Genomic DNA, 22,333 nt, shown 5'->3' with positions numbered 1-22,333 from the left:
CAGTCATACAACTATAGCAATGAATTTCTGTTGCTTCCAGCCAACGAAAACAGAAAGGGCATTTTGCCCTCTCTGATAACTTTGCCCTCTACCACAGCATCAAAAATCCCCGTGGCGACGCTCCACCAGCGTTAAAATACTGTATAGCGCCACGATATCGTTGTGCTGATTAAACACTTGGACATCCCACTCGATAACCCCATTTGGCTTATCTTCGGCTTTTTTCTGGGCTTTTTTGATCTTTTTCTTGCACGTTAAGCGCACTTGGATGGTATCGCCAATTTTGACTGGCTCGATAAAACGCAAGTTTTCCATCCCATAATTAGCGATAACAGGCCCAACTCCCGCATCCACAAACAGCCCCGCCGCTGCTGATACCACAAAATAACCGTGGGCGATGCGCTCGCCAAACATCGATTGCTCGGCGCCAAGTTTATCCACATGCACATAGAAATTATCCCCGCTGAGACAGGCAAAATTCACAATATCCGCTTCAGTTACTGTGCGTCTCGCGGTCAGTAACGTGTCGCCAATCACTAACTCTTCGAAATATTTACGGAACGGGTGCACCACATCAGCAATAGCCTCAGCGCCGCGCATCCACTGCTTACTAATCGCAGTCAACATGGATGGGCTGCCTTGCAGTGCCGTGCGCTGCATATAATGTTTTACTGCTCGCAAGCCGCCCTGCTCTTCACCGCCCCCGGCACGCCCCGGTCCACCATGTACCAACATTGGCAAAGGTGAGCCGTGCCCTGTGGATTCTTTTGATGCCGCTTCATCCAGAATAAACATCCGCCCATGCGCCCGTGCCGTTGCGCGGATCGCCGTCTGCGCTACTTGGCTATCGGCAGTCACCAGCGAACCGACTAAGCTTCCGCCTCCTAGCGCCGCCAATTGCACCGCTTGATCTAACCCGTCATAACTCATTAATGTCGCCACGGGACCAAACGCTTCGGTTTCGTGTACCGCTTGATGCACAAATGGCTCAGCACAGTACAGCAATGTCGGTGGGAAAAATGCCCCTTTCTCGCTATCGCCACCCACCACCTGCATATTGGCAAAGCTACCGCCACACAGGCGTTCGCAGCCATTGGCGAGCAGATAATTCACTTTGTCCTGCACATCTTGGCGCTGTTCAAGGTTAATCAATGCGCCCATTCGAACCCCTTCCGCGGCAGGGTCACCCACCGTGACATTCGAGATGCGTTTTAGTAGGGCATTTTTCACATTTTCCAACTGAGTTTTAGGAACGATAATGCGGCGAATTGCAGTACATTTTTGCCCTGCCTTCGTCGTCATTTCATTAACCACTTCTTTGATAAACAGTGCAAACTCTGGTTGTTCTGGCTGAACATCCAAACCTAAAATGGCGCAGTTTAATGAGTCCGCTTCCATGGTAAAAGGCACAGATTTTTGATTGATGCGCGGGTGAGATTTGAGTTTTTGTCCAGTGCCTGCTGAGCCTGTAAAGGTCACCACATCTTCAAAATCCAAGTGGTCGAACATATCCCCAACGCCGCCACAAATTAATTGAATCGCCCCTTCGGGAACTAACCCGCTCTCCATCATCAGTTTCACCATTGCGTGAGTCAGTTGGGCGGATGCGGTGGCAGGTTTGATAATAGCAGGCATCCCCGCTAACCACGTTGGCGCTAGTTTTTCTAGCATACCCCAGCACGGAAAGTTGAACGCATTGATGTGCAAAGCCACGCCACGGCGCGATGTTAAAATATGGCGGGCAACAAACTGCCCCTGTTTTGATAGCGGGATCATCTCGTCTTCTGACCACACGGTATCATCCGGCAGCTCACGGCTTGCCAGTCCCGCATAGGAAAATAGGGTACCTATTCCCCCTTCGATATCTACCCAACTGTCTGATTTAGTGGCGCCTGTCTGGGCTGAAATGGCATATAGCGCCTCTTTATGGGCAAGCAAATGTCGAGCAACGGCTTTAAGCATCTCTCCGCGCTGTTGAAACGTTAATTTCCCTAGCGCCTCACCACCGACATCACGCCCGTATTGTAGACTTTGCGCTAATGGCAGCCCTTCAGAGGTCACTGCATAGAGTGCTTCATTGGTTAGTGCATGAAAAATCGGACGACCTTCCCCTGTCCCCGTTGCCCACTTCCCCATAATGTAACTTGTTAAATGTTGCATGTTCCATCTCCAGAAAAACGACAATAAACCATTTTTAGATGTTAAATATGTATCACATAAACAATCATAGATGCCAATCCAAATTTAACAAATAAAACACAAACAGAGTCAATCTGAACATTCACAGCAAGAACCACACAAAAAATGATGATTTCATAATATTGATTTATATGAATATAATGAAATCACTTGTGATGTGAGTCGCAAAAACCCCACAAACAGCATTGATCTTATTGTTAACTATTCCTAGCATTAATGTTAAATAAATGTGTTTCATATTTTTATATTAATTTAATTTTTATGAATCACTTTAACGGAAGATAACAATGAACGAGCAAAATCAAATCCACTTCGATGCCAAAATCGAAGCCGACATCGCTATCGAGCCCAAAGATTGGATGCCCGATGCCTACCGACAAAACCTCATTCGCCAGATTGGGCAGCACGCCCATTCAGAAGTGATTGGCATGCTGCCGGAAGCCAACTGGCTCACTCGCGCCCCAACCCTACGCCGTAAAGCCGTTCTGCTAGCAAAAATTCAAGATGAAGCAGGACACGGTTTATACCTCTATAGCGCCGCAGAAACCTTGGGCTGCACTCGCCAAGACATCTACCAAAAGATGCTCGACGAAAAGATGAAATACTCCTCCATTTTCAACTATCCGACGCTCAATTGGGCGGATGTGGGCGTGATTGGCTGGCTGGTTGATGGTGCGGCGATTGTCAACCAAGTGGCGCTATGCCGCGCTTCTTACGGACCTTACGCCCGTGCGATGGTAAAAATCTGCAAAGAGGAGAGTTTTCATCAACGCCAAGGTTATGAAGCCGTCATGGCACTAGCTGAAGGGACTGATGAGCAAAAAGCCATGTTGCAAGACTCTATCAACCGCTTTTGGTGGCCAGTATTAATGATGTTTGGTCCGAATGATTCTGACTCCCCTCATAGCGCGCAAAGTATGGCGTGGAAAATCAAGCGCTTCAGTAATGACGAGCTGCGCCAGAAATTTGTGGATAACACAGTACCGCAGGTGGAAGCCCTCGGCATGACCATCCCCGACCCTGACCTGCACTGGGATGACGCGCTAGGTCACTACCGTTTTGGTGAGATTGATTGGGAAGAGTTCTACCAAGTGATTAAAGGGCAAGGGATCTGCAACCAAGAACGCCTTGATGCGAAGCGAAAAGGTTGGGAAGAAGGAGCTTGGGTGCGCGAAGGCGCAATGGCTCACAGTCAAAAACAAAAAGCCATTAAATCTGCGGCTTAGCCACCAATAAGGAAAAGACAATGAACAATCAAGATTGGCCACTGTATGAAGTGTTTGTTCGCAGTAAACAAGGTTTAGCCCATCGCCATGTGGGAAGTTTGCACGCCGCCGATGACCAAATGGCGCTGGAAAATGCTCGCGATGCTTACACTCGCCGTAGTGAAGGTTGCTCCATTTGGGTCGTCAAAGCTGCCCATTTGATCGCCTCTCAACCTGATGAAAAAGAGCAATTTTTTGACCCTGCGGACAGCAAGGTTTACCGCCACCCAACTTTTTACACCATCCCTGATGGCATCAAAAACATGTAAGGAGCTTGAAATGACCGAAAAACAGCAGCTCCAACATTATGTGTTACGTCTCGGAGACACCCCACTGATTCTGGCACAGCGCCTATGTGAGTGGTGTGGTCATGCTCCAGAAATCGAAATCGACCTTGCGCTGTCGAACATCGGCTTAGATTTACTGGGACAAGCGCGCAATTTCCTCAGCTATGCCGCTGAACTGAAAGGCGCGGGTTACAACGAAGATAAGCTGGCTTACCTGCGTGATGAGCGTGAATTCAGCAATTTGTTGCTTGTTGAGCAACCCAATGATGGCTTCAACGATACCCTCGTGCGCCAGTTTTTTATCGATGCCTACCATGTGCCGCTTTACAGCGCACTGACCCATAGCCGCGACCCGCAGCTCGCCGCCATTGCCGCAAAATCCCTTAAAGAAGCCCTATACCACCTGCGTTTTAGCCGTGGCTGGATGATTCGATTAGGGGATGGCACCGCACTGAGCCAGCAGAAATTGCAGCAATCTATCAACCGATTATGGCGCTTTACGGGCGAATTGTTCCATGCGGATGAAATTGAAATTACGTTAAGCGAGGCGGGTATTGCCGTTGATCCGCGCACACTGCGCAATGCTTGGCTACAAACTGTGAACGAAATCTTTGAAGAAGCCACTCTCAGCCTACCTGAGCAAGCTGCTTATCGATTAGGTGGCAAACAAGGCAGCCACACTGAGCACCTCGGTTTAATTCTCACGCAGCTGCAATTTGTGCAACGCGCTTACCCCAACAGCCAGTGGTGATAGTGATGGAACAGAGAATGCAACTTCAATCCCCCGATATTCATCAGATCTGGCAGCAGCTTCAGCAGATCCCTGACCCTGAATTGCCGGCTCTGTCTATTACTGATCTTGGTATGGTGCGCCATGTGAAGCCGACCGAACAAGGCTGGCAAATTGGGTTTACCCCAACCTATTCAGGCTGCCCTGCCACCGAATTTTTAATCAATGAAATCAAAATGGTTCTCGATAGCGCGGGTTTCTCACCTGTGGATGTAGAAGTGGTATTAACCCCCGCATGGACGACGGACTGGATGAACCAAGATGCCAAACGGCGCTTACGTGAATTTGGTATTGCCCCCCCACAAGGCACCGCCTGTGAGCATCCTGAACATACGGGGGCAATTTGTTGCCCTCGTTGTGACAGCGAAAAGACGGAAAAAATTAGCGAGTTTGGCTCTACCGCCTGCAAAGCGCTGTATCGCTGCAATGAATGCTTAGAACCGTTTGATTACTTTAAATGTATTTAAGGGCACACTCATGACTGTCTTTCACCGTTTAAGTATTGCCGCTATTGACCGTGACACGCCCGATGCCGTGGCGGTCACTTTTCATATTCCTGAATCTCTGCAAGCGCAGTATCGTTACCGCCCAGGTCAACATTTAACGCTAAAAGCCGCGATTAATGGCGAAAATCTTCGTCGCTGCTACTCCATCTGTAGCGCCCCCAATGAAAACGGGCTAAAAATTGGCGTTAAAGCTATCTACGAAGGGCGATTTTCTAACTTTATCAACCAACAACTGAATGTTGGGGATAGCTTAGAAGTGATGATCCCTCAAGGGCAATTTGGCTACCAACCCGATAGCCAGCAACAAGGACACTATTTAGCCGTGGCGGCAGGCTCCGGTATTACCCCGCTGTTATCCATCATCAAAGCTACGCTGCAAACCGAGCCAAATAGCCGCTTTGTGCTGATTTACGGTAATCGCAATAGCCGCTCAGTGATGTTCAAAGAAGCCATCGCTGACTTAAAAAACCGCTTTGCCACCCGTTTTCAAGTGCTGTATCTGTTTAGCCAAGAGCCACAAGAGAGCGCGTTACTCAGTGGGCGTATTGATGCCCAGCAGCTTAGTGCCTTAGGGAAATCCCTGCTCAATTTTAGCCAATTCGACCGCGCTTTCATTTGTGGTCCAGAGTCCATGATGGATGAGGTTCAAGAAACCTTAATTCATCACGGCATGGCACAAGAGCGCGTACACACTGAGCGCTTTAATACCTCTGGCGCGAAATTCAAACCGACCCTTGCCACCAGCGAAAACCGCCAAGTCACCCTTCAATTAGATGGGCGCACCTTAAATATCAATATGGATGGGCAAGATGACAGCATCCTCGATGCCGCACTGCGCCAAGGCGCTGACCTGCCTTATGCCTGTAAAGGCGGTGTTTGCGCCACTTGCAAATGTAAGTTGCGCTCAGGAGAAGTTGAAATGGGCGTGAACTACAGTCTCGAACCTGACCAAATTGCCGCCGGTTATATCCTCAGTTGCCAAGCATGGCCAAAAGGGGATGGCGTGGTATTGGACTTTGATGTGTAGGGATGAGCAATGGAAAATAATTGGATTTTATCTCAACAACATCACCGCGTTCTAACACTGACGCTTAATCGCCCCGATGTGCGCAACGCGCTGAGCACACCGTGCCTTGAATTACTGGTTAAGCATCTTGAACATGCGCAAACCGACGACAATATCGGCGCTATCGTCATCACCGGCAACCCGCGTTTCTTTGCCGCAGGGGCTGATCTTAAAGAGCTTCAGCAGCAAACCGTTGCCAGCGCCATCACGGATAAACGTCCACAAGTTTGGCGCCGTTTTGCGCAAATCAGCAAACCGATTATTTGTGCCGCCAATGGCTACGCGTTAGGGGCTGGGTTCGAGTTACTGCTCGCCAGCGACATCATTATTGCGGGGGAATCCGCCCGCTTTGGTCTACCGGAAATTACCCTTGGAATGATCCCCGGTGCGGGCGGTACTCAGCGCCTAATTCGCGCAGTGGGCAAATCCCTTGCCATGCAGATGGTACTCACCGGAGAAACCCTCAGTGCTGAGCAAGCCAAACAAGCCGGATTAGTCAGTGAAGTGTGCGTGGACGCACTCACCCTTGAACGCGCTCAAGCCATCGCCAAACGCATTGCAGGACATGCGCCTTTAGCCGTGAATGCCGCCAAAGCTGCGCTAGTAAGCGCCCAAGAAACTCACCTGACCGAAGGCTTAAAACTGGAGCGCCAGTATTTTGCCAGCCTTGCGGGTACGGACGATCGCCAAGAGGGGATCGCCGCCTTTTTCGAAAAACGATCCCCCCAATTTACAGGACGCTAATCATGATAAATGACACCGTGATCACCGAAGAGATGATCCTTACAACGCTGGAAGATGGGGTGCTCACGATTACCTTAAACCGCCCTGACCGTCTAAATAGCTTTAACGATGAGATGCATCGCCAGCTAAGCGCGGCCATTAAAATCGCCGAACGAGACGAAACCGTCCGTTGCTTAGTGATCACCGGCGCGGGTCGTGGATTCTGTGCGGGGCAAGATCTGAACGATCGTAATGTCGCTGTCGGATCCGAAGCCCCTGATCTGGGCTTTTCCGTCGAAACTTACTACAACCCGCTGATCCGCCGTTTAGTCGCATTACCAAAACCGATTATTTGTGCCGTGAACGGCGTTGCCGCAGGCGCGGGGGCGGCGATTGCCCTTGCGGGAGATATTGTCATCGCCGCGAAAAGTGCCAGTTTTATTCAATCATTTTGCCGCCTCGGGCTGGTGCCTGATTCCGGTGGAAGCTGGTTTTTACCGCAATTAGTCGGTCGTGCCCGTGCTATGGGCATGGCGATGCTAGGGGATAAAATTAGCGCAGAGCAAGCATTGCAGTGGGGCATGATTTGGCAAGTCACGGAAAATAACCAACTCGCCACCACCGTCAACAACCTCGCGAAGCACCTTGCAACTCAACCGACCTATGGGTTGGGGCTGATCAAAAAAGCGATTCACAGTGCCGCCACCAATACCCTTGATGAGCAGCTCAATTTAGAGCGAGATTTACAGCGCTTAGGCGGGCGCAGCCATGATTACCGTGAAGGCGTCGATGCGTTTTTAAATAAACGTGAACCGACGTTCCAAGGGAAATAACCATGAAGACTTCACTAAGCTCATCAATACAAAATGTCGCTGTGATTGGTGCAGGTACTATGGGCATTGGAATTGCGCAAGTCGCTGCGAGTGTAGGTCTACAAGTGCACATTTTTGACGTGAACGCCCAAGTGTTGCAGCAATCTTTAACAGCACTCACCACCCGTTTACGCAAACGCGTTGAGCAAGGAAAAGCCGACGCCAAATGCACGGAAGAAACCCTTGATCGCCTCCATGTTGTCGACAGTCTTGCCGCCCTTGCTGACGCCGATTTAGTGATTGAAGCAGTCGCAGAGAAACTTGCCATTAAGCAGGCTATTTTCAGTGAACTTGAAGACATTTGCCGCGAAAATACTATTTTTTCCAGCAACACCTCGTCATTATCTATCACGGCGATTGCCAGCGTACTCAAGCACCCTGAACGTCTGGCTGGATTGCACTTTTTTAACCCTGCCCCCGTGATGAAGTTGGTAGAAGTGATCCGCGGGCTCGAAACCGCGGAAAACGTGATTGAAACCCTAAAAGCCCTGACACTGGCATTCAATAAAATTCCGGTGATTTGCCGCTCCACACCAGGCTTTATTGTTAATCGCGTAGCAAGACCTTTTTATGCAGAAACCTTACGCGCATTGGAAGAGCAAGTGGGCAACCCCGCCACATTAGACAGTGTCGTGCGTGATGCAGGGGGCTTTTCCATGGGTCCTTTGCAGCTCACCGATTTAATCGGGCATGACGTTAATTACGCCGTGACAGAATCCATGTTTCAAGCATTTGGCTATGACCCGCGTTTCCAAACTGCATTTGCGCAATTGGCGCTAGTACAAGCAGGACACTTAGGACGTAAATCGGGTCGCGGGTTTTATGATTACACCGCCGATAATCATGATGATCATAATAAACCCGCATCTCAGGTTGATGTCGTGCCTGCCGTGACACAGCCTCGCCAGCTCGACATCACAGCCTATGGAAATTGGCAAATATTTCCTGAACTTAAGCAACTCTTACAGCAAAACGGGATCTGCCTCGAAGAAGTTGAACAAAAAACGCGCCCGTCACCCTCACTGGTTGTTAACGGAGTTATTATTATGTTAACAAATGGTGAAATGACATCCACCCTTGCGCAAAAACTTGATAAGCCCGTAGTGCAATTTGATTTATCCGCCAACTACGTTGCGGCAACCACTATCGCTATCAGTTGCGCAGTACAAAATAGCCACCAGCAAAACCAAGATGCGATTGCCTTTTTTCAGTCCCTCGGCAAGCAAGTGATTGTGCTGCCGGACTACCCTGCGCTGTTAACCCTACGCACCGTTGCCATGTTGTGTAATGAGGCTTTGGATGTTGTGAATAAGGGTGTCGCAAGCGCCCAAGATACTGATCTGGCGATGCGTTTCGGCGTGAATTACCCAAAAGGGCCATTAGCATGGGGCGCGCAAATCGGTTGGTCGCATATTTTGCATACCCTTGAACATTTAACTGATTTCTATGGGGACACGCGTTATCGCCCCAACCCATTACTCCGCCAGCTTGCCGCCGGTTTTCAGTCACTCTCATTGGAGGCATTGCCATGAATTCACTGCCCAACATTAATTCACTGCCCAACGTCACCCTCGCTCAGCAAGCGGCACATGCTATGTACCGCGATGACACTTGCGCCAAAGCCATGGGAATGGTGATTGAAGATGTGGCCGAAGGCTATGCGCAACTCACCATGGTGGTTACGCCCAACATGTTGAACGGGCACAAAACTTGCCACGGCGGGCAGTTGTTTAGTCTGGCAGATACCGCGTTTGCCTATGCCTGCAACAGCCAAGGTTATGCCGCCGTCGCCTCTATGTGTTCTATCGATTTTTTGCGCCCCGGTTTTGAAGGGGATGTACTGACTGCCACCGCAAAAATGCAGCACCAAGGTAAGCGCAGCGGGTTATATGAAGTCAAGATTATCAACCAAGATGGCAAACCACTGGCGCTGTTTCAAGGTCGTTCCCACCGTTTAGGTCACCGTTTAGTTGGAGAAGCCTCATGAATGACGCGTATATTTGCGATGGTATTCGCACCCCGATTGGTCGCTATGGCGGGGCATTATCCTCACTGCGTCCCGATGACCTTTCTGCCGTCACTCTTAAAGCATTGATGGCACGTAACCCACAACTGGACTGGACCCTGACCGATGACATTATCCTCGGTTGCGCCAACCAAGCGGGGGAAGATAACCGCAACGTCGCGCGAATGGCGGGGCTACTGTCTGGCTTGCCAATTTCAGTCTCCGGCACCACCATCAATCGCCTGTGTGGCTCTGGCTTAGATGCTATCGCTCTTGCCGCTCGCAGTATCAAAGCAGGAGAATCGGGATTGATGATTGCCGGTGGTGTGGAATCCATGAGCCGCGCGCCGTTCGTGATGGGAAAACAAGATTCTGCCTTTTCTCGCCAAGCGCAAATTTTTGATACCACGATTGGCTGGCGGTTTATCAACCCATTAATGGAGCAGCAATTCTCCACCGACTCCATGCCAGAAACCGCCGAAAACGTGGCGCACACCTACAATATCAGCCGCGAAGACCAAGATGCCTTTGCTCTACGCAGCCAACAGCGCACCGAAGCGGCTCGTCTTAAAGGTATCTTTGCCGAAGAGATTGTTCCCGTCACCGTGACATTGCGCAAAGCACAGCAGCAAGTGACGGAAGATGAACACCCGCGTCCTGAAACCACTCACGAACAACTGCAAAAACTGAAAACGCCGTTTCGTGAAAATGGCAGCGTCACTGCGGGCAATGCTTCGGGCGTTAATGATGGTGCCGCCGCCTTGATTATCGCCTCCGAAGCGGTTGCCAAGCAGCAAGGGTTAACCCCACGAGCGCGAGTGATTGCGACAGCCACCTGTGGTGTCGAGCCGCGTTTAATGGGTATCGGCCCTCTGCCTGCCACTCAAAAAGTGTTGAAAATGGCAGGGCTGACTATCGAACAGATGGATGTGATTGAACTTAACGAAGCCTTTGCCGCTCAAGCACTGGCTGTATTACGGGGCTTAGGTCTGCCAGATGACGCCCCACAGGTTAACCCCAATGGTGGGGCTATCTCCTTAGGGCATCCGCTGGGTATGAGCGGGTCTCGCTTGGTGATTTCCGCCATGAATGAACTGCACCGCAAGCAAGGTCGCTACGGGTTATGCACCATGTGCATCGGTGTGGGTCAAGGTATTGCAATGATTATTGAACGCGTCTGAATAACAAAACTGCCTGACTTCCCCTACACCTACTCAGGCAAGTATCAATAATAATAAGGATTGGCAATTATGAGCATGACACAACACGATAATATAGACCCGATCGAGTTTGCTTCCCGCGATGAGATCGAGGCGTTGCAGTTCTCACGAATGAAGTGGACACTCACTCACGCATACGAAAATGTGCCAATGTACCGCAAAAAATTCGATGCAGCGGGCGTACACCCTGACGATTTTAAACAGCTTAGCGACATCGAAAAATTTCCCTATACCACAAAGCAGGATTTACGTGAAAACTACCCATTCGACACTTTTGCCGTGCCAATGGATCAAATTATCCGTATTCACGCCTCTTCCGGTACCACAGGGCGCCCGACGGTTGTCGGTTATACCCAACAAGATATTGATAATTGGGCAGATTTAATCGCTCGTAGCCTGCGCTCTGCGGGTGCCACTCGCGGGGATAAAGTCCACGTTGCTTACGGTTACGGGCTATTTACTGGCGGACTCGGAGCACACTATGGTGCTGAGCGTCTTGGCGCGGCAGTTATTCCCATGTCCGGCGGCCAAACCGAGAAACAAGCGCAGCTGATTGTCGATTTTAAGCCCGATATCATCATGGTAACGCCATCTTACTGCCTTAGTATTATCGACGAACTTGAGAAAATCATGGGCGGAGACGCTAGTAAGTGCTCACTAAGAATTGGCGTCTTTGGAGCAGAACCGTGGACAGAATCCCTCAGAACTGAAATTGAAACTCGCTTGGGGATCAAAGCCTTAGATATTTATGGCTTATCTGAAGTGATGGGACCTGGCGTTGCCATGGAGTGTGCAGACTCCGACGAAAGCGGTCCAACTATCTGGGAAGACCACTTTTACCCTGAAATTATCTGCCCAAATAGCCTAAAAACCCTCGGTCATGGGGAGCATGGTGAGTTAGTGTTCACTACCCTTACAAAAGAAGCCATGCCAGTGATCCGCTATCGAACCCGCGACCTTACTCACCTAAAATCCGGTGGAAACCGCCAGATGCGCAGTATCGGAAAAATCACGGGGCGCTCCGATGACATGATGATTATCCGTGGCGTGAACGTTTTCCCGTCTCAAATTGAAGAGCAAATTATGCAATTCAAAGAGTTATCTCCACACTACCAGCTGGAAATCGGTCGCCAAGGCAACATGGATAACCTCTCTGTTCGTGTTGAGCTCAAACACCCTGAACAACTGACCTTTGATGAACGCTGTAATATCTGCCACAACCTCAAACACCGTATTAAATCCATGGTGGGGATCAGCACCCGCGTAAGCATAGTCAACTGTGGGGATATCCCCCGCTCACAAGGCAAAGCCCAACGAGTGATTGATACACGAATTGCCATTTAATCTCCGAGAATGAGGTGTATTCATAATGAATACGCCTCTCGGCAGGTTTCCTCACAATGCTCACACTCTTTGGTATGAAAACAAGACAACCTTCTGGTTTTTGTCTAAGATTTGCCAAGTACCTGATACATTAATTTTAGGGATAAAAGCATAATGGAAACCAAACTCAGCCAATTTATACACTACGCCATCGAGAGCCAACCTATCAGCGGAACATCGCTTATCAGCTCCCTATATGGGGATGCCCTGCACCACCGTGGGGGCGAGGTTTGGCTAGGTAGCCTGACCAAATTGCTTGAGCCTATGGGTTTTTCCGACCGCTTTGTGCGTACTTCCGTATTTCGTCTACAAAAAGAAAACTGGCTGGATGTCGAGAAAATAGGACGCCGTAGCTATTACCGTATTTCAGAGCGTGGGCAAAATCGCTTTCGTCGAGCGGAAAGCAAGATTTACCTCAGCGAACAACCTGAATGGGATGGAACATGGGATTTATTGCTGCTGGAAAGCGCAGATAAAGATGAAAAGATTCGCCTTAAAAAAGAGTTGGGTTGGCTCGGGTTTGGGCAATTTAATAGCGGCTTGATGGCAGCGCCAAGCCGGACACAAAGCGACATTCCCGCCTTACTGGGGGAGTTAAACGCGGCTGATCAAGTCATTTACTTCCGTGCCGATTATCCCTTCAACCGCTCCGAGAAAAAATTAAAAGAGTTGGTGTTTGATGCCTGGTCTCTCCCTGAAATTTCAGAGCATTATCATCAATTTATCAGCTTATTCCGCCCAGTCGCATTATTACTGAAAGAGCATGGAGAACAGGCGATTTCCCCTGAATTATGCTTCCAGCTACGCCTATTACTGATCCATTTTTATCGCCGCGTGATATTAAAAGACCCGTTGCTGCCCGATGAGCTGCTTCCAGCACAATGGGAAGGACATATTGCGCGCCATTTGTGCACCAATATTTACCAGCGTATCGACCAAGGCGCCACCCAGTACGTTACCGGCTTATGCGAAACCACCGTTGGGGAACTTCCACAACCCTCCAGCGCCTATTATCGACGTTTTGGCGGTATTCTTCGGGAGCTAGCAGCCGCATAATCATTTTGCTAAAGGAACCTTTATGCCATTTTATCAAATTGACGGTATTACCCCTGTAGTCAGCCCTGAAAGTTTTGTTCACCCTACCGCCGTGATCATTGGCGATGTGGTGATTGGAAAACGTGTTTATATTGGACCTAACGCCAGTTTACGTGGGGACTTTGGGCGACTGATTATTAAAGATGGGGCGAATGTGCAGGATAACTGCGTGATGCACGGTTTTCCGCAATTCGATACTATCATTGAAGAAGATGGACATATCGGTCATGGGGCTATTTTGCATGGCTGCCATATTAAACGTAATGCACTGATAGGCATGAACAGCGTGGTGATGGATGGCGCGGTAGTGGGCGAAAATTCTATTGTTGGCGCCTGTGCATTTATCAAAGCGGATGCACAATTCCCCGATAACAGTTTGATTGTTGGAACACCCGCTAAAGTACTGCGTAGCCTGTCAGAGCAAGAAATTGAATGGAAAAGCAAAGGGACACTGGATTACCAAACCTTAGTGACCCGCTACCTCAATACGTTCCAAGAAGTGACGCCGCTGACGGAGGAAGAGCCTAACCGCCCGAAACTGGTCTTTGACGATGTTGTTCCCAAGTCCAGACTGTAAAAAACCATTCTGTAAAAACTATTGTGTAAAAACTACTGTGTAAAAACCTGCCATAAAAAAGCGCGTGCCAATCACTCACGCGCCCTTATTTCCATCAATGACTCGCCGTATTTATGATTTATTAGCTTTGCTGCCAAACGGCGGCTTCGCAAACCACACCGTCACAATCAACGCGATAAACACCCAGCCACATAACCAGAAAATCTCATTCGCCGCGATAATCAGCCCTTGGCTAGTGATCTGCTGAGCAATAAAGCCGGAGGTTTGCTCCGTGGTCATGCCATGCGCCGCCATCCCTTGGTACATATCGAGGGATTCTGGGTTGTAATCCGTAATAAATTCAGTGAGCTGGCTATGATGCACTGCCTCCCTATCACTCCACAGTGTGGTGGTGATCGATGTCCCAATTGAGCCCGCCAACGTACGGAAAAAGTTCGCCAAGCTGGAAGCTGAGGCTAATTTTTCAGGAGGCAGCCCCGACAGCGTCAAGGTGGTCAACGGCATAAAGAAACAGGCTACCGCCATCCCCTGCACCAACTGCGGCCAGACAACCGCATCGAACCCCATGGATGGCTCAAACGTATAGGCTCGCCAGAAGAAGCAAATGGCATAAAACACGAAGCTAAAGGTGACTATCCAGCGAATGTCTAAAAAGTCAGAGAGTTTCGCGACAGGTGCAGAGAACAATACCGGTAAAAGGCCTATTGGTGCGAGCGCTAGCCCCGCCCATGTTGCGGTATAGCCGTACACTTCTTGCAGTAACTGCGGCAATAGTACGATCGCCCCAAAATACGCCATATACGCCAAACTGACCGAAATTGTCCCGATGGTAAAATTGCGGGATTTAAACAGTGATAATTCGACAATTGGGTTTTTGGAGGTCAGTTCCCAAATAACCATAAACACCAGCGCAATCGTGGAAATCACGGCAAGAATCACAATCTCATTGGACGCTAACCAACCGAGCTCTTTCCCTTTATCCAGCAATACCTGCAAGCAGCCAACACCGACAGATAACAACGCTAAACCGATCACATTGAATGGCACTTTAACCACTGTCGATTCCATTCCCTTGAGGATGATCGAGCCAACAATGATCACGAAGATCCCAAGAGGGATATTCATAAAGAAGATCCAGCTCCAATGGAAGTTATCGCTAATATAGCCGCCAAAAATAGGTCCAAAAACAGGGGCTAAAATAATGGTCATCGACCAAAATGCCAATGCCATATTCTGCATTTTAGGCGGATAACACCGCATGATGAGACTTTGCGAGAGCGGAATAACAGGCCCAGCAACCGCCCCTTGTAGCACACGGAATAAAATCAACATGCCAAGGCTATCGGAAAATCCACACAGTAATGAAAACAGCGTAAACAGTGCCGTTGCCCACAGGAAGACTCTTATTTCCCCAAACCGTTTGGCTAGAAAACCGGAAATCGCGATAGAGATGGCGTTCGATACCCCAAACGAGGTGATCACCCACGTCCCTTGAGAGACAGACACCCCAAGATTTCCCGCAATTGTCGGGATAGCCACGTTAGCAATCGTGGAGTCCAACACCTGCATAAATGTTGCCAGAGACAGGGCGATAGTCGCCCAGACGAGTTTAGCCCCTTTTAGCGGTTGAATATCAGCCATGGGACTAATCCGCGTTATCGCTGATAATGGTGTCGATCACCTGATCCACATCGTTTAACTTCAGCACCAAAACATCACTTTCAAACGCAGGGGTAGTGCGTTGAACTTCTGACAACACGGGGCCATTTTGGTCTTTAATATCGATGGTCACATTCATGGATAAACCGATGCGCAGCGGGTATTTCGCCACTTGCTCAGGGTCTAACTCCACACGAACGGGTAGGCGCTGCACCACTTTGATCCAGTTCCCCGTGGCATTTTGCGCAGGTAGCAATGAGAACGCACTTCCCGTCCCCATATCCAGCCCTACCACGGTGCCTTTGTAACTTACATTGCTACCATAAAAGTCACTGTTAATCGTGACTGGCTGACCGATACGCACATTTTCAAGTTGCGTCTCTTTAAAGTTAGCATCGACCCAAACAGGCTGAACCGGCACAATCGCCATTAACGAGCTTTGTGGGCTGACTTGGGAACCCACTTGCACATTACGGCGAGAAACATACCCCGTCATCGGGCTTTTGATTTCTGTCCGCTGTAGATTGATCCACGCACTGCGCACGCTATCGGCCGCTTGTTGCACCGCTGGCTGGTTTTTCAGTGCCGTATTACGCAACAATGCGCGGTTGGCGTTATATTGTTGAATCGAAATATCCAGCGCTGCTTGCGCCAGTTGCACCGCTTCTTGAGAGTGCTGTAAATCCTCTTTTGAAATCGTCCCACTGCGACCTAATGCGGCACGGCGCTGATAATCTTTTTGCGCTTGTGCAAGTGAAACGCGATTTTGTTGGATTTGGGCTTGGTACTGATCTCCATTGATATACAACTCTTTAGTTTTGCGCACCGTAGATGCTAAATCATGTTTGGCCTGTTCATAAGCCAGTTGCGCATTGGTTTTATCTAATACCACCAGCACATCACCTGCTTTCACCAAGTCGGTATTCTCAAAGTTCACTTGAGTGACATTTCCAGTGGTTTGCGCAACGATAGGGATCTGCAAACCCGACACATAGGCATCATCGGTATATTCTTGAAAACGCAGAACCAAAAACCAATACACGCCATAGGCGACAAACAACAAAACAAAAATAACCGTGGCGATGATCATCCACAGTGTTCTTTTATTTTCTTGTTTCGTTTTTTGATGCTCTTCAATTGAATTTGTCGGTTGTTCCATAATAACTCTCAAGGGAAATAGGCTTTATTTTAGCAATAAAGCTATCTTTACGAACTCATCGTGATAATGCAATAGCCAACTGTTTTATATTAACTAAATATCCATTTTAATTTTTATTTTCTGTTTTAAATCAATATTCAACCTTGTTTTTAAATTAGAAAATTTAAATACAATCAAAAAAAGATGAGATTATTTAAAAATAATAAAAAATATTCTAAATAAGATAACTGTGAATAGTTAAATAATAGTTGGCGTTTATTTCTTTCATTCCCAAATAGTCACTCTCTCGTTTTTCAGCCTATTTCCTACCTTTTGTACGGTTTTTTACTCGCTCTCGTTCCCTCGCACAAAATGTTAACCGTGATCAAACTTTGCCCAAAAAATAGCTCGCTAATTATTTATTTCCTATCGGTATCGGTGCTAATATTCGCAAACATTATGATTATCATTATCATTTCGTTTCGCTAGGGAAAAACATGAAAACGCACTATCACTACTCTTTAATCGCTGCAGGTGTTTGCGCAGCGTTGGCTTCATTTAGCGCCACAGCAGAAGAAAATTCAGACAAAATGATCGTTACGGCATCGGGTTATTCCCAGCAATTACGCGATGCTCCTGCCAGTGTTACCGTTATTACCGCCGAGCAGCTACAAAACAAACCTGTGCGCGACTTAGCCGATGCAGTCAAAGATGTTGAAGGTGTCAGCGTCGTCGGAAGCGCCAATAAACAAGATATTAATATTCGCGGGTTATCCGGCGAATACACCCTGATTTTGGTGGATGGTCGTCGTCAAAATAGCCGTGAATCTCGCCCAAATGGTAGCGGCGGCTTTGAAGCGGGCTTTATGCCGCCTGTTGAAGCTATCGAGCGTATCGAGGTGATCCGTGGTCCTATGTCCTCCCTGTATGGCTCTGATGCTATGGGCGGCGTCATTAACATTATCACCAAAAAAGTGACCAATGAATGGCATGGTAGTGTCACTACGGGCGCAATTATTCAAGAAAATAGCGAAAGCGGCGATTCCATGGACGGTAACTTCTACCTGTCTGGTCCGCTGATCAAAGATAAACTTGGTTTACAACTGTATGGCGGCGGGGATTACCGTAAAGAAGATGAAATTACAGATGGCCATCATAAAAAAGATAATAAAAGCTTAACCGCTAAATTAACTTTTACGCCGATGGAAAATCAAACTTTCTTACTTGAAGCAGGTAGAACAACACAAAAGAGAGAAGAAAACCCAGGTAAATCTCTCGCTGAATATGAAATGCGTGGGTCATCTAAACAATTCAATAAAAAAACTGAAATTTATAATAACCGAAACCATGCCGCACTGACTTATAAAGGTGAGTGGGACTTATTCCATACTGAATTAAGTGTGTATCAAGAAAGTACAAAAAGAAAAACTAAAACAGAAATCAAGAACCCAACAACAAAGCTTAATGAATATCATTACGAAGCTCGGACTCCAGAAATTACAAACACTGTCGTTGATGGAAAGGTAGTTGCGTTTCTACCTGATAATATCCTTACTGTTGGTGGACAATTCCAGCACTCAAAATTAAAGGATAGTTCTCTTGTAGCAAAAGATACGATGGTGAAAACACAGATGAGCGTTGATCAATCTGCGCTCTTTATTGAAGATGAATTCACAGCAACAGAGAATTTGATTCTAACTGGTGGGCTACGACTGGATCACCATGAAACTTATGGTAACCACTGGAACCCTCGGGGCTATGCGATTTACCATCTAACCGATGAAATCACTATTAAAGGCGGGGTATCACAAGCATTCCGCGCACCAACATTGCGTGAAGTTAGTAAAGGCTATGGTACATCGACTGAAGGAGGAAACGGTATTATCTATGGCAACCCTGACCTCAAACCAGAGAAAAGCCTTAGTGAAGAAATTGGGATAGCTTATGACCATGAATCAGGGTTCAACGCTAGCCTAACACTTTTCAATACCGACTTTAAAAACAAGCTTACTAGCTATTCACTTAATAAGTCCGATCCTGCTCATTCTAATCTCACGCTTTATACTTATGACAACGTCGGTGAAGCCAACATTAAAGGGGTAGAAGTGGCAACGGGTATCCCTATCGCTCAAGACTGGAAACTCAGCTTAAACTACACCTATACCGATTCAGAACGTAAAAGTAATGACGAAAAATTAGGGAACGGAACTTCCCTCAAAGGCTATCCACTGGATAAAACGCCGAAGCACTTAGCGAATGCGAAGTTAGATTGGCAATATAGCCCAGATCTCAGCTTATACACCCGAGCGCATTATGAAGGCGAGCAAGTGTGGGCAGCCCAACGTAATGGGTCAAAATATCCTCGTTACCGTAGCGCCTATACCACCATGGACGTAGGAGCAACCTATCAACTATTCAAGAACACCAAATTAAACCTTGCGGTATTGAATATTGGTAATGAGAAAGCGTCTAGCATTGAAAAAAAATACGGTAACTGGGATGTTGAAGATGGTCGCCGTTACTGGGCGAATGTCAACGTGACATTCTAATCCCTGATTGCGGGTATGATGCTTATCGCTGATTACCCGCTGATCCTTTTTAGTTCGATGGCAATCCCAATGATAAAAAAACGGTTTATAGCGAGTCTCTTGATGTGTATCGCAAGTATGTGTATCGCAAGCAATACTTGGGCGCGTCCCAACCCGAATATTCCTGAATTCGATGCGCGTGTGGCGGACGTATATACGGTGCAGCATCATGACATGCGCAATGGTCAGCGCGAGCTGCGTATCTACAGCGCCGTTCCACAGCATATTTCAGGAAAACGTCCCGTGCTGTTTATGTTAGACGGGAACGGCCTGTACCCGCTCGCGGTCAATCAGGCTGCGCAGCAATTTTCCCCTGAAAAATTACCGATTATTATTGGTATCGGCTATCCCAGCCCTGAGGCATTCCCCAAGAAAGAACGCACATACGACTACACACCGAAAGTTGCTGGCGACGCATTCCAACACGGTGGTGGTTCGGAATCTCTGTACCAGTTTCTCACCTTCACCATTCGCCCATGGGCTGAGCAGCAGTTCCCGATAGATATCCAGCGTGAAACCTTATTTGGGCACTCATTTGGTGGCTTATTCACCCTGATGGCGTACCAAGACCACCCTGCGGATTTCCAGCATTTTGTCGCGGCAAGCCCGTCATTATGGTGGGGGGAAGGAAAAATGGTGAATTTAGATAAGTTAACGCGCCCATCGAAGGCATCGCCACTAGATATCACCCTCGGAGAGTTAGAAGAGACACCGGATTTAAGCCGTTTAACCGATGAGCAAAAGCTAAATTATCAAACGCGCAAAAGTTGGATTTCCCCGCGTGAAGTGTGTGAAGCCATAAACAGCCCTCAACGGGTTTGTGATTTCACCTTATTTGCGGGCAAAACTCATGGTAGCGTCATTCCTGATGCCATCAAGAAAGCGTTGGAAATTGCCACATCCGAGCCATAAAAAACTCAGTCTCCTGCCCAAAGCACGAAACCGAGTTGTTATTGATGAAAACTGACAAGACGACTTAGCTGCCTGTGGTGGCGCTAACGAGGTAATCCACAATATCTTGTAAGCGTCGCCACTTCATCCACACCTCATCCTTTAATGGCTGTTCGGTATATTCCTCTATCGCCGCAATCAATTCCAACAGCTCTAAAGAATCGATATGCACATCGGCAATCAGCTCTGCATCCATGGAATAGGTTTTGTTGATACCTGAATACTCACGAATTTGCTGAAGATGGCGTTCTAGCCATTGCTGCGCAATATCTTGTTGTGTGGTCATGTCATTACCTTATGGAAAACGTTTGGCGTTATCGTTATACCGCTCGACTTCCGCTTGGTTTGCTCTTAACGCACCACGCTCCGTACCCGTGAAAAGCTCATCGGCTTTCGCGATAGAATCTGCAAACATTTGCTCCGCAGGTACCACTTGTGGCGCCGTTCGCAACCCTTGATAAATTTCTTTATCTGCTTGGCTACGGTTTAGTCCTCCTACTGTCGTTACGACGGGTTTAACTTCACTTTCTGATGCATTACTCGATTTCCAGCCAGATTCAGTTCGAATATAGCGATTCTGGAAACCTGTATTTTTTGGCAATAGCCATTGAATATCCGCAATATGTTTTCGAGGTTGCTCAACTTGCTTGGTGGTTTCTAACTCAATGACTGACTGAGTTTCTTGTTCAATTACTGGAGTAGCTTCTTTCTTAACTGTTTTCTCACTCACTGGCGGCTTACTTTCTAAAAATGGTTTTTCGGCAACTTGCGGTTGATATTGGTTAATGTTCGGGATTTCAAGTGTGGTTTTCACACGTCCCGATGTTTGAACAACAGGTGCAGCTAATTCTATATTCAAGACAGATTTAAATGATGTCGGTAATAATGGCTTTTCATTTTCTTCATCATTGGACTGAATAGAATTGATGCTCGTCGTTTCATAAGGAGAGGTATAATAATTATTTGTTGTATTATACGTAGTATAAGTATTATACATATTTTCATTATGGCTAGTGCTGCTAGGCAATAATGGTGTTGACGGTGTTAAAGGCGTTGATGGAGAGGCTCTGAAATGAGGTCTTCCAGCGTCAACATCATCCCCCACAAAATTTTGTGGATTTGATGCAGATCCTTGATGTGCCGATTCACTTGTATTATTCATATCTTTAGCTGAACGAATGTGCTCAATTTTGCTTTCTAATTCTAAAAATACGTTATGTAACTGAAGCGCTTTATCCGCAAAAGATGTTTCTCCATGCTGCTGATACTCTTGAATATAGCCTTCTATTTTCAGCTGGCTTTGATGTTCTAGCGTGCTCACGAGGCTATCATTCACATTACAGCTATCAACATCGGCTCTATCAAAAACTTCCGCTAACTTATCTTTAATTGCAGGGTTCACATACTTCTCAACAAAACGGTCAGAAATAGTTTTCCATTTGTTATCACCAAGGCTTTTAAATACAGATTCCATCTTTTTATCAAAAGCACGTTCTTCATTATTTAAAGTACGCTTAAGTTTCGAATGTTTATTCCCTTGCGTATTGAGTGATTTAATTAAATCTGCCGCAGACTTCAACAACTCGGGCTCACGATTAATTTCATCCTGCGTTAATAAACTTAAAAGAATTAAACTATTCTCTGGGCGATAATTAATCTCTTGTTGAATCAAATTACCACTTGCACCCGCACAGAGTGCCGATGAAATCATGTCCTCTGATATTTTTGGAAATGTTTTGCTTAGCATTTGATGAATAACCGCAGCTTGTTTACTATGATTAGCTCGGTGTAATTCATTACGATCTCCGACAGCCGAAACCTGATTATTCGTTTCCGAATGCACAGGAAAATTAATTTGACTCCCTGTTGAGTTAACAGCCGTAATTTGTGTGCTAATAGCATTATTGCCTGCTAAAAATGTTGCAGGTAACACTGTTTGCGCTGGGCGTCCAACGCCAGTAGTTAAGTTTATATTAGGCATAAAAACTCCTCATAATTGCTTATGATTA

At 47.4% G+C, this 22,333-nt stretch carries 20 protein-coding genes; 15 read left to right on the top strand and 5 right to left on the bottom strand.

The features are described from left to right. Positions 1-99: 99 nt before the first annotated feature. A complete protein-coding gene (gene paaZ, locus ACY3ZI_RS01105) occupies positions 100-2,160 on the bottom strand; it encodes a phenylacetic acid degradation bifunctional protein PaaZ (protein ID WP_487375842.1) in 2,061 nt (686 codons plus the stop codon). 326 nt (positions 2,161-2,486) lie between these two features. On the opposite strand from paaZ, the gene paaA reads away from it, so the two are divergent. The 13 genes from paaA to paaY all read left to right on the top strand — a co-directional run bounded on the left by paaA (position 2,487) and on the right by paaY (position 13,988). Beyond that, complete coding sequence (gene paaA, locus ACY3ZI_RS01100; RefSeq protein WP_487375841.1) at positions 2,487-3,425, top strand: 1,2-phenylacetyl-CoA epoxidase subunit PaaA; 939 nt, start codon at positions 2,487-2,489, stop codon at positions 3,423-3,425. Positions 3,426-3,445: 20 nt separating this feature from the next. After that, positions 3,446-3,733: a 1,2-phenylacetyl-CoA epoxidase subunit PaaB gene (paaB, locus tag ACY3ZI_RS01095; protein ID WP_211887113.1), complete on the top strand. Its 288-nt coding sequence runs from the start codon at positions 3,446-3,448 to the stop codon at positions 3,731-3,733. Between the two features lie 10 nt (positions 3,734-3,743). Next, positions 3,744-4,502 (top strand): 1,2-phenylacetyl-CoA epoxidase subunit PaaC, encoded by a 759-nt coding sequence (gene paaC, locus ACY3ZI_RS01090; protein ID WP_211887112.1) that lies wholly within the window; start codon positions 3,744-3,746, stop codon positions 4,500-4,502. A 5-nt stretch (positions 4,503-4,507) separates the two neighbouring features. Continuing rightward, on the top strand, positions 4,508-5,008 hold the full coding sequence (paaD, locus tag ACY3ZI_RS01085) for a 1,2-phenylacetyl-CoA epoxidase subunit PaaD (RefSeq protein ID WP_211887110.1): 501 nt from the start codon (positions 4,508-4,510) through the stop codon (positions 5,006-5,008). A gap of 10 nt (positions 5,009-5,018) precedes the next feature. Next, complete coding sequence (gene paaE / locus ACY3ZI_RS01080; protein WP_487375840.1) at positions 5,019-6,074, top strand: 1,2-phenylacetyl-CoA epoxidase subunit PaaE; 1,056 nt, start codon at positions 5,019-5,021, stop codon at positions 6,072-6,074. Between the two features lie 9 nt (positions 6,075-6,083). Continuing rightward, a complete protein-coding gene (gene paaF, locus ACY3ZI_RS01075; protein ID WP_154638552.1) occupies positions 6,084-6,857 on the top strand; it encodes a 2,3-dehydroadipyl-CoA hydratase PaaF in 774 nt (257 codons plus the stop codon). 2 nt (positions 6,858-6,859) lie between these two features. Further along, complete coding sequence (paaG, locus tag ACY3ZI_RS01070; RefSeq protein WP_211887104.1) at positions 6,860-7,669, top strand: 2-(1,2-epoxy-1,2-dihydrophenyl)acetyl-CoA isomerase PaaG; 810 nt, start codon at positions 6,860-6,862, stop codon at positions 7,667-7,669. A 2-nt stretch (positions 7,670-7,671) separates the two neighbouring features. Beyond that, on the top strand, positions 7,672-9,240 hold the full coding sequence (locus ACY3ZI_RS01065) for a 3-hydroxyacyl-CoA dehydrogenase (protein ID WP_487375839.1): 1,569 nt from the start codon (positions 7,672-7,674) through the stop codon (positions 9,238-9,240). After that, positions 9,237-9,695 carry a hydroxyphenylacetyl-CoA thioesterase PaaI gene (gene paaI, locus ACY3ZI_RS01060; RefSeq protein ID WP_487375838.1) on the top strand — a complete coding sequence of 153 codons (459 nt, stop codon included), beginning with the start codon at positions 9,237-9,239 and terminating at the stop codon, positions 9,693-9,695. Before ACY3ZI_RS01065 ends, paaI begins: the two co-directional genes overlap by 4 nt. Beyond that, positions 9,692-10,894 carry a 3-oxoadipyl-CoA thiolase gene (gene pcaF, locus ACY3ZI_RS01055; protein ID WP_323084740.1) on the top strand — a complete coding sequence of 401 codons (1,203 nt, stop codon included), beginning with the start codon at positions 9,692-9,694 and terminating at the stop codon, positions 10,892-10,894. Before paaI ends, pcaF begins: the two co-directional genes overlap by 4 nt. 69 nt (positions 10,895-10,963) lie before the next feature. Next, complete coding sequence (gene paaK, locus ACY3ZI_RS01050; RefSeq protein WP_132496859.1) at positions 10,964-12,277, top strand: phenylacetate--CoA ligase PaaK; 1,314 nt, start codon at positions 10,964-10,966, stop codon at positions 12,275-12,277. Positions 12,278-12,430: 153 nt separating this feature from the next. Continuing rightward, the gene (paaX, locus tag ACY3ZI_RS01045) at positions 12,431-13,372 is read left to right on the top strand and encodes a phenylacetic acid degradation operon negative regulatory protein PaaX (RefSeq protein WP_487375837.1); all 942 of its coding nucleotides are present in this window, start codon (positions 12,431-12,433) and stop codon (positions 13,370-13,372) included. A gap of 22 nt (positions 13,373-13,394) precedes the next feature. Then, on the top strand, positions 13,395-13,988 hold the full coding sequence (gene paaY / locus ACY3ZI_RS01040) for a phenylacetic acid degradation protein PaaY (RefSeq protein WP_487375836.1): 594 nt from the start codon (positions 13,395-13,397) through the stop codon (positions 13,986-13,988). 111 nt (positions 13,989-14,099) lie between these two features. Here paaY and ACY3ZI_RS01035 read toward each other — a convergent pair whose 3' ends face one another. Both ACY3ZI_RS01035 and emrA read right to left on the bottom strand, forming a co-directional pair. Then, a complete protein-coding gene (locus tag ACY3ZI_RS01035; protein ID WP_036949968.1) occupies positions 14,100-15,629 on the bottom strand; it encodes a DHA2 family efflux MFS transporter permease subunit in 1,530 nt (509 codons plus the stop codon). A 4-nt stretch (positions 15,630-15,633) separates the two neighbouring features. Beyond that, complete coding sequence (gene emrA / locus ACY3ZI_RS01030; protein WP_132496857.1) at positions 15,634-16,806, bottom strand: multidrug efflux MFS transporter periplasmic adaptor subunit EmrA; 1,173 nt, start codon at positions 16,804-16,806, stop codon at positions 15,634-15,636. Positions 16,807-17,282: 476 nt separating this feature from the next. Between emrA and ACY3ZI_RS01025 the strand changes: the two genes are divergently transcribed. Continuing rightward, positions 17,283-19,334, top strand: a complete 2,052-nt coding sequence (locus ACY3ZI_RS01025; protein WP_349488122.1) for a TonB-dependent receptor domain-containing protein — start codon at positions 17,283-17,285, stop codon at positions 19,332-19,334. A 15-nt stretch (positions 19,335-19,349) separates the two neighbouring features. Next, positions 19,350-20,285 carry an alpha/beta hydrolase gene (locus ACY3ZI_RS01020; protein ID WP_487375835.1) on the top strand — a complete coding sequence of 312 codons (936 nt, stop codon included), beginning with the start codon at positions 19,350-19,352 and terminating at the stop codon, positions 20,283-20,285. A gap of 64 nt (positions 20,286-20,349) precedes the next feature. On the opposite strand, the gene ACY3ZI_RS01015 is transcribed toward ACY3ZI_RS01020, so the two are convergent. Together ACY3ZI_RS01015 and ACY3ZI_RS01010 are read right to left on the bottom strand one after the other, a co-directional pair. After that, entirely contained in the window at positions 20,350-20,610 is a 261-nt protein-coding gene (locus ACY3ZI_RS01015) for an acyl carrier protein (protein WP_487375834.1), read from the bottom strand. A 9-nt stretch (positions 20,611-20,619) separates the two neighbouring features. Next, positions 20,620-22,305, bottom strand: a complete 1,686-nt coding sequence (locus ACY3ZI_RS01010) for a hypothetical protein (RefSeq protein WP_487375833.1) — start codon at positions 22,303-22,305, stop codon at positions 20,620-20,622. Positions 22,306-22,333: the final 28 nt, after the last annotated feature.

Source organism: Providencia sp. LY12 (assembly GCF_057621555.1).
Note: the sequence above shows the minus strand (reverse complement) of the source record. Positions and strands in the feature narration are given on the sequence as shown.